Origin of the sequence: Streptomyces sp. MBT53 (genome assembly GCF_016654115.1) — a bacterium.
In the GTDB taxonomy this organism is placed as follows: Bacteria; Actinomycetota; Actinomycetes; order Streptomycetales; family Streptomycetaceae; genus Streptomyces.
Genome location: NZ_JAEQAZ010000036.1, coordinates 52,975 through 59,726, shown reverse-complemented (window position 1 = coordinate 59,726; position 6,752 = coordinate 52,975). Strand labels below are relative to the sequence as shown.

The window sequence follows — 6,752 nt, the reverse complement described above, 5'->3', positions numbered from 1 at the left end:
CGACGTCACACAGGCCCTAGCCCAGAATCTGGGTCTCCCAATGTCGGATGAAATGCTGGAGACCGTCGAGTTGTTGGCGAGCGAGGTGATCGCCAACGCCGTCCTGTACTCAGCCGCTCCGTGCGACGTCGCCGTGACGCGAACCGACGAACGGCTTCGTGTCGAAGTAACGGACACCGACCCATCGTTGCCGAGCGCTGTTGAGGCTGGGCCGAACGACGAGAGCGGGCGGGGCCTCCTGCTCGTTGATGCATTGGCGGACGCCTGGGGAATGCAGCCGCAACCTCCAGGCAAGACGACGTGGTTTGAGATCACGCCGGAGCCTTCGGCCGACGGCTTGGATAACAACTCCGCGGATGCTCCGTCCTCACCTCATACGGGTGCATCTGCCGCGCGACGAAATGATCGCCAGGGCCACATGGCCTCGCCGGCCAACTCGCGGGCATCGTTCGGCCCAGCAATTGTCGGGGAGCGGTATCAAGCTGCCTGAGGCCGGGTGACGAAACGACCGACCTCGCTGATCAGCCCCGGCCGAGTACCGCGTCAGCCCTCGACCGATGCGCATTTGTTCAGCGATCAGTCGGACTGGGTGTCTCGCGAGAGTTCCCGTTCGGCGCGCCGTCGGTCCGCTCTCTTCCTCCGCTTCCGGGCCCGGGATTTCTTGGTGAACCCCTTGCCATTGAAGCCCAGCCTCAGGTTCCTCTTGGCATTGCGGGACGACGAACATGTCCATAGCCCTACTCGATGGTGGGTCCGTACGGTGCCCGGCAGGGGCGTTCCGCCGAGTGGTTCGGGAAGCAGATCGTTCTTCCGTTGCCACGTCGTTCCCGCGGCGTCCGTGAAGCGGAAGCGCACCTCGCCCGGAGGTAGTTCCAGCTGCTCGCCCTGCCCGGGAAGCGGCGAGCCGTCGGCGGCCGCCCAGCTGAACGAGAACGTCGCCGAAGCGCCCGGTCCCACCACCCGCTCGGTGCGTGACGCGATGCGTGCAGACACCTCGCCAGCGTTGATCTGGACGGGCACCCCGTCGACCTCGTCCATCTCAAACAGGAGCGACTCGACCTTCCAGATCCGCAGTCGGAAGATGGGCGTCTGACCATGATTGTGAATCGTCACCGAGTCGTCGCCGACCTCGGTGATGGCGGTCAACGTGGCCCTCTCTGTCTGCGCGCCGCGCAAGACGCGCTGAGCGGCAGAGTTTTGACGCACCGCGATGAAGAGCGCGGTAAACGTCCCCGCGGTCGTTGCTGCTGCTGATACCCATTGGGCGGTGGTCATGAGGCCTCACGCTATGGCCGCGGACTCGAGGGCAGAAGGGTTCGGTCCTGCGAGTTCACCTGGATGCCAGGACTTCGACGACCTTGCTGGGAACCATCCGACCGGAAACGGTGCGCGTTATGTCTCCTCGCCCTGGCTGCGGACTCCATGAAGGATCCTGGCTCGGACACTGTCTGACCATCCTGCCCGGAGCTTGGCTTCGGGGCACGCCGAATGGCCTGTGCGAGCGGATGAGCCGCTGCCATTGAATCACTGACGAACCGCTAACTCCTGTTAGCTACAAGGCGAGTTGTACCGCTTAGCACAAACTGAAGGCCTGTCAATACTCCTCGCGGCAGAACGGCGCGGACAACCTGTCTGCGCACTGGGCCCGCGAACTGGAAGGGTTTCTGCCAGGCGAGTTGCTGATCTCCAGGCGGTGCCCCTATCCGTCTGGTTGGTGCAGCCGCACGCGCCGCGCCGAGTCCCGCGAAGGACTGCACGGCGGGCGTGAACCGATGTCGGGAGTCACCCCCGAGGGATTCCCGGCGCCCAATCCAGATTCGCTACAGCCAGATGTGAGGAGTTCAGCGTGACCGCTGTGCAGACCCCCGAGAGGATCGAGCTGGGGAAGTTCTTCCAGGTCTCGGTCCGGCAGTTCGACGCTGACCAGGCCGCGCCCGAGATGTTCTCGGCCGCCATCGATGCGGAGTGGCACCGGCTCCTGAACGACCCCGAGTACGCGGCGTTCTGCACGGCGAACGTGGGTCGGCTGATCAACCACGTCGAGAACACCGGATACGGCCGGATCTCCTGGGTTGACGCCTACGAGGAGACGTTCGGCCAGCTGCCCGAGGTGTGGTTCACGGACGCCGAGGGGGTGCTCGACGAGCGGGCCCTGGCGCGCTACCGCGAGACCGGTGAGGTGTGGGCGGAGTGGGACTGCACCCCCATCCCCGGCGACGGCGGCGACGTGGCGCCGAAGGTCTCGGAGGCCACGGCCGGATGACGACCGGCCCCAGTACAGGAGCGCCCCGGTCCCCCGCCGGGGCGCTCCGCCTCGTCGAGCCGCGCACTACGACTCCGTGCACCGTGGACGTCGCGGACTACATGGAATCCGTGTCGGCTCACTGCCCGTACCTCTCGCCTTCCTCACGGCATGGTCTGACGGCGTGGACGGTGTACGAGATCGTCAGCAGCGATCCTGAGTCCGTTGAGGCCGGCCTGTTCCATGCAAGTATGCAGGCCGCGGAGTGGATCCGTCCGCTCGCGACCCGTCCTCGGGGCGCTCTCGTGTGTGAGAACGTCGTGATCCTGGGAGACATCGACGGAGTCGATCACCGCGAGTTGATGGCGTGGCCGCACTGGGCACTGAAGAACCTCTACGGGCCGGTCGGAGTGATGTTCGGGAAGTTCCAGGGAGGCGAGGAGCGACTCGACCGAGGAGGTTGCCCAATCCCGCCACCGCCGTGCTCGTTCCTCCCGGTACGCCCTGCCGTGCGGACCCGGGACCCGCAGTTCCTGAAGGAAACGCCCGATCTCGCGGACGCACTCGCCGTCGCGGTAGACGATGGGCGTGATGTCTTCGAGCAGTTCCCACACGATTGGCAGGCGGTAAAGGCATGGTCGCGTTCCCTCCCTGTCCCCGTGAGGCCCTCGCAGCCGCAGAAGCCGCCTGCGGCGGCACTGTCGAGTTGAAGGAGCTGACCAACCGGCGCGGCTCCGTGGTCTGGAAGGCAGCCGGCCCCGCCGGCACCGCGGCGGTGAAGATTGGGTACGACGACGGCGCAGTCGTCACGCTGCGAGAGGCGGCTGTCTTGGCCGCTATGGACCACTCCGTCTACGGGGCGGTCTCCGGTGCGTACGACGCCGGTTCGTGGCTTGTCACACCCTGGTTCAGCGGTCCTTCTACATGGAAGGTCTTCACTCCCGTCCGCGAAGGTACAGGCGGCCGTGAAGCGGCTCTTCGTGGCGGCGCCGATCTGTGCAGATCGGTCGCCGACCTGCATGCCTCCGGATGGATTCACGCTGATCTCCAGCCCTCCCACGGCATCCACACGCCAGAAGGCGTCCGGTTGATCGACTTCGCATGGTCTTGGCGTGAGGGCCAGGAGCCGGTGAACGGCTTTCGCGGTGGCATCGTGCACCTCATGGCGCCGGAACTCGCCGCCGCCGCCGCGCGTGGAGACGGTCCGGTGACGCCAACGCGCCGTAGTGACATGTACGCACTGGCAGGGGTCCTGTGGACCTGTGCCGCGGGAGGGTGGCCGCTGGACTACAAGGCCGCGGGCATCGACCGGCAGGCCGCAGGTCCCGACGGGGTGCGGGACGCCATCGCGACCGGCCTTGTTCCCTTGACGCCGGCCGTATGGCCCGAGTTCCAGGATGCCCTCCGGCCAGCGCTCTCCGCCGTACCTGAGGACCGGCCCACAGCCGGCGAACTGGCTGAGCTTCTGCTCAAGGTTGAGGCGTGATCTCGCTGCGCGAGCTGAACCTGGGCGACGCACCCGCGGTCCGACGCATCTACAGCGACGCCTCCGTACGGTACTTGCCGCGGATGGCCATGACCGCCGAGAGCGCTGCCTCCTGGCTGGCTGATTACATGGTCGAACGTCACGCGAGTACACGGATGTTGTACTGCTTCGGCATCGATCACGCCGACGACCTGGTCGGCGTGATCAAGCTGCGCCCTGACCGGACAACGGCGGCGCTCAGCTACATCCTCCGGCACGACGCCTGGGGGCACGGGTACGCCACCAGGGCGGTGGCGCTCGTGCTCGACTTCGCATCCTCCGCCCTCGGCCTGGCTTCGGTTGACGCCAAGCACCACCCTGACAACCACGCCTCGGGGCGGGTGCTGATCAAGTCCGGCTTCACCTGTACTGGTCGCTCTGGAGCGACCGTCACGTACATCAGGCACTTCGCCTCGTGCGATTCGATGTCCTCAGGAGCGTCGGCAAACGCGTCCATCACGAGCAGGGTGGCTGACGGTGGGCAGGACACGGATACGGTCAGAGCACGCCCGTAGACGTTGTCTGCGTGTGCGTCTGATGGTGGAGGAGATTCCGGGCCGTACATCGCCTTCCACGGCGATGTTGTCGCGGCCCGAAGTCGGCCCGCCTCGCGACGGCGTTGAGAGTGGGGAGTGTTCACGTGTCGCCACATGCTTCGGAAAGGCATTCCGACGCCCGAGGGCGGGAGCACCTTGGCGGTCGAAGGGTGCTCACGGTGGAGCTGGTGCGTGATGCCCGGCGGCAGGTGCGAAACGGCGCTTCAGTGGATCACCTTGCGCGTGTGATCGGTGTGAGCAGTAGGGCGCTCTCAAAGGCGGTCTATGGCGCCACTTGGCGTCGGGTGGACGATCCCCCGCCGCTCAGTCGGCCCCAGCCTGCAGATCCGGATCACCCCAGCCCCATCGTTTTGAATGAAGATCATGTGCGTCGGCTGAGGCGCGAGCACGCCGGTGGCGCGTCGGTGCGCTATCTCGCAACGAGAAACGGCCTTCCCTACAACACCGTTCATGATGCGATCCGCAGTGTCACCTGGGCACATGTCGATGAACAGGTGCCCGAGGAGATCCCTCGGGAGCCGCGCCGTCCAGGCGTGCTCCTGACCGCGGCGACAGTGGGGGAGATGCGGCGCGCGCATGCAGGCGGTGCTTCCTTGCGATCACTCGCTGACAAGTTCCATCTGGAGTACGCGACGGTTCGAGCGGCCGTACAAGGGGCGACCTGGCGGCACCTCACCGATCCGCCCCCTGTACCGGCCACAGGCCGAGGCGGACGGCATGCCCTCACCGGAGAACAGGAAGCCGATCTCGCGCGGGTGCGTGAGCAGAGTGGGGCCACATATGCCCAGCTCGGCGCCGTGTTCGGAGTCAGCGAGGCCACAGCCTGGCACGTATGCGAACGTCACCGTCGCTCAGCCCCAGACTGAACACGCTCGGGCTCGTTCGTGGTCCGTGGAGAGATCTTGGGACGTACGGGATGACTAAGGAGGCGCGCAGGGACGCTCCGACAGGTGCGGTCGAGCAGCCGTTGGGAATCGGTAGGCTTGCGCGCATGTCTACAGCCTCCACACGCGTGCGCTTCGCCCCGTCCCCGACTGGAATGTTCCACGTTGGCGGGGCCCGGTCGGCTCTCTACAACTGGGCCGTCGCACGACAGTCGGGGGGCAAGTTCGTCCTGCGTATCGAGGACACCGACACGGCCCGCAACAAGCCCGAGTGGATCGACGGGATCATCAGCGCGCTCGCGTCCATCGGGATCTCCAAGGACGACCCCGCGTTCGAGGGCCCCTACTTCCAGTCGCAGAACGCCGACCGGCACAGCGAGGCCGCGCAGCAGCTCTACGCTCAGGGCCGCGCGTACTACTGCGACTGCACCCGTGAGCAGGTGCAGGAGCGGACCGGCTCCCAGCACCTCGGCTATGACGGTTTCTGCCGGGACCGGGGCCTTGAGTACGTCGAGGGGCGGGCGCTGCGGTTCAGTACGCCCACCGAGGGCGAGACGGTTGTCGTGGACCTGATCCGCGGGGAGCCGTCCTTCCCGAACTCGGCGATCGAGGACTTCGTCATCGCCCGCGGTGACGGCTCGCCGGTCTTCCTGATCGCCAACGTCGTCGACGACCTCGACGAGGGGATCACCCTGGTCATCCGCGGCGACGAGCACCTGTCGAACACGCCCAAGCAGCAGCTGCTGTGGGAGGCGCTCGGCGCGAAGCCCCCGGTGTGGGCGCACCTGCCGGTGATCGTGAACGAGAAGCGGCAGAAGCTGTCCAAGCGTCGCGACAAGGTCGCCCTTGAGGACTACCTCGCCGAGGGCTTCCTGCCCGAGGCGATGACGAACTATCTGATGCTGCTCGGCTGGGGCCCCGGAGACGACGTCGAGCTTCTCCCGTACGAGGAGCTGGAGCAGAGGTTCCGCGTCGAGGACGTGAACACCTCCCCGGCCTTCTTCGACATCAAGAAGCTGACCGCGTTCAACGGCGAGTACATCCGCGCGCTGCCGGTGGAGAAGTTCATCGAGGCCTGCGAGCCGTGGCTGCGTGCCCCGTACGCCAACTGGGCGTCCGAGGACTTCGACCAGGCCGCCTGGGAGGCCATCGCCCCGCATGCCCAGACCCGCGTGGCTGTCCTGTCGGACATCACGGCCAACGTCGACTTCCTGTTCCTGAAGGAGCCGGTGGAGGACGAGGCGTCCTGGACCAAGGCGATGAAGGGCGACCCGGCGGCCCTCCTGACCACGGCCCGCGCCAAGCTGGAGACAGCCGACTGGACCAGCCCCGAGTCCCTCAAGGAGGCGGTCCTGGCCGCTGGCGAGGAGCATGGCCTGAAGCTGGGCAAGGCCCAGGCTCCGGTGCGCGTCGCCGTCACGGGCCGCACGGTCGGCCTGCCCCTCTTCGAGTCCCTGGAGGTCCTCGGCAAGGACCGCACGCTGGCCCGGATCGACGCGGCCCTGGCGAAGCTCGCTGGCTGATCACCTCGTGATCAAGGTCCC

At 66.6% G+C, this 6,752-nt stretch carries 7 protein-coding genes; 6 read left to right on the top strand and 1 reads right to left on the bottom strand.

What is annotated here, in order from left to right; genetic code table 11:
* The coding region (locus JHN45_RS16000) for an ATP-binding protein (protein WP_201049473.1) at positions 1–490 on the top strand (490 nt) is incomplete at its 5' end.
* A gap of 86 nt (positions 491–576) precedes the next feature.
* Here JHN45_RS16000 and JHN45_RS15995 read toward each other — a convergent pair.
* Positions 577–1,275 carry a hypothetical protein gene (locus JHN45_RS15995; protein ID WP_201049472.1) on the bottom strand — a complete coding sequence of 233 codons (699 nt, stop codon included), beginning with the start codon at positions 1,273–1,275 and terminating at the stop codon, positions 577–579.
* A 571-nt stretch (positions 1,276–1,846) separates the two neighbouring features.
* Between JHN45_RS15995 and JHN45_RS15990 the strand changes: the two genes are divergently transcribed.
* From JHN45_RS15990 to gltX, 5 genes are all read left to right on the top strand, one after another.
* Positions 1,847–2,263, top strand: coding sequence for a hypothetical protein (locus tag JHN45_RS15990; protein WP_307783115.1), 417 nt, complete (start codon positions 1,847–1,849; stop codon positions 2,261–2,263).
* Positions 2,260–2,952 (top strand): hypothetical protein, encoded by a 693-nt coding sequence (locus tag JHN45_RS15985; protein WP_201049471.1) that lies wholly within the window; start codon positions 2,260–2,262, stop codon positions 2,950–2,952. The genes JHN45_RS15990 and JHN45_RS15985 overlap by 4 nt, the downstream gene beginning before the upstream one ends.
* Positions 2,949–3,728: a hypothetical protein gene (locus JHN45_RS15980; RefSeq protein ID WP_236583719.1), complete on the top strand. Its 780-nt coding sequence runs from the start codon at positions 2,949–2,951 to the stop codon at positions 3,726–3,728. The genes JHN45_RS15985 and JHN45_RS15980 overlap by 4 nt, the downstream gene beginning before the upstream one ends.
* Positions 3,725–4,282, top strand: coding sequence for a GNAT family N-acetyltransferase (locus JHN45_RS15975; protein WP_201049469.1), 558 nt, complete (start codon positions 3,725–3,727; stop codon positions 4,280–4,282). Before JHN45_RS15980 ends, JHN45_RS15975 begins: the two co-directional genes overlap by 4 nt.
* 1,081 nt (positions 4,283–5,363) lie before the next feature.
* The gene (gene gltX / locus JHN45_RS15970) at positions 5,364–6,731 is read left to right on the top strand and encodes a glutamate--tRNA ligase (protein ID WP_236583730.1); all 1,368 of its coding nucleotides are present in this window, start codon (positions 5,364–5,366) and stop codon (positions 6,729–6,731) included.
* Positions 6,732–6,752 lie beyond the last annotated feature (21 nt).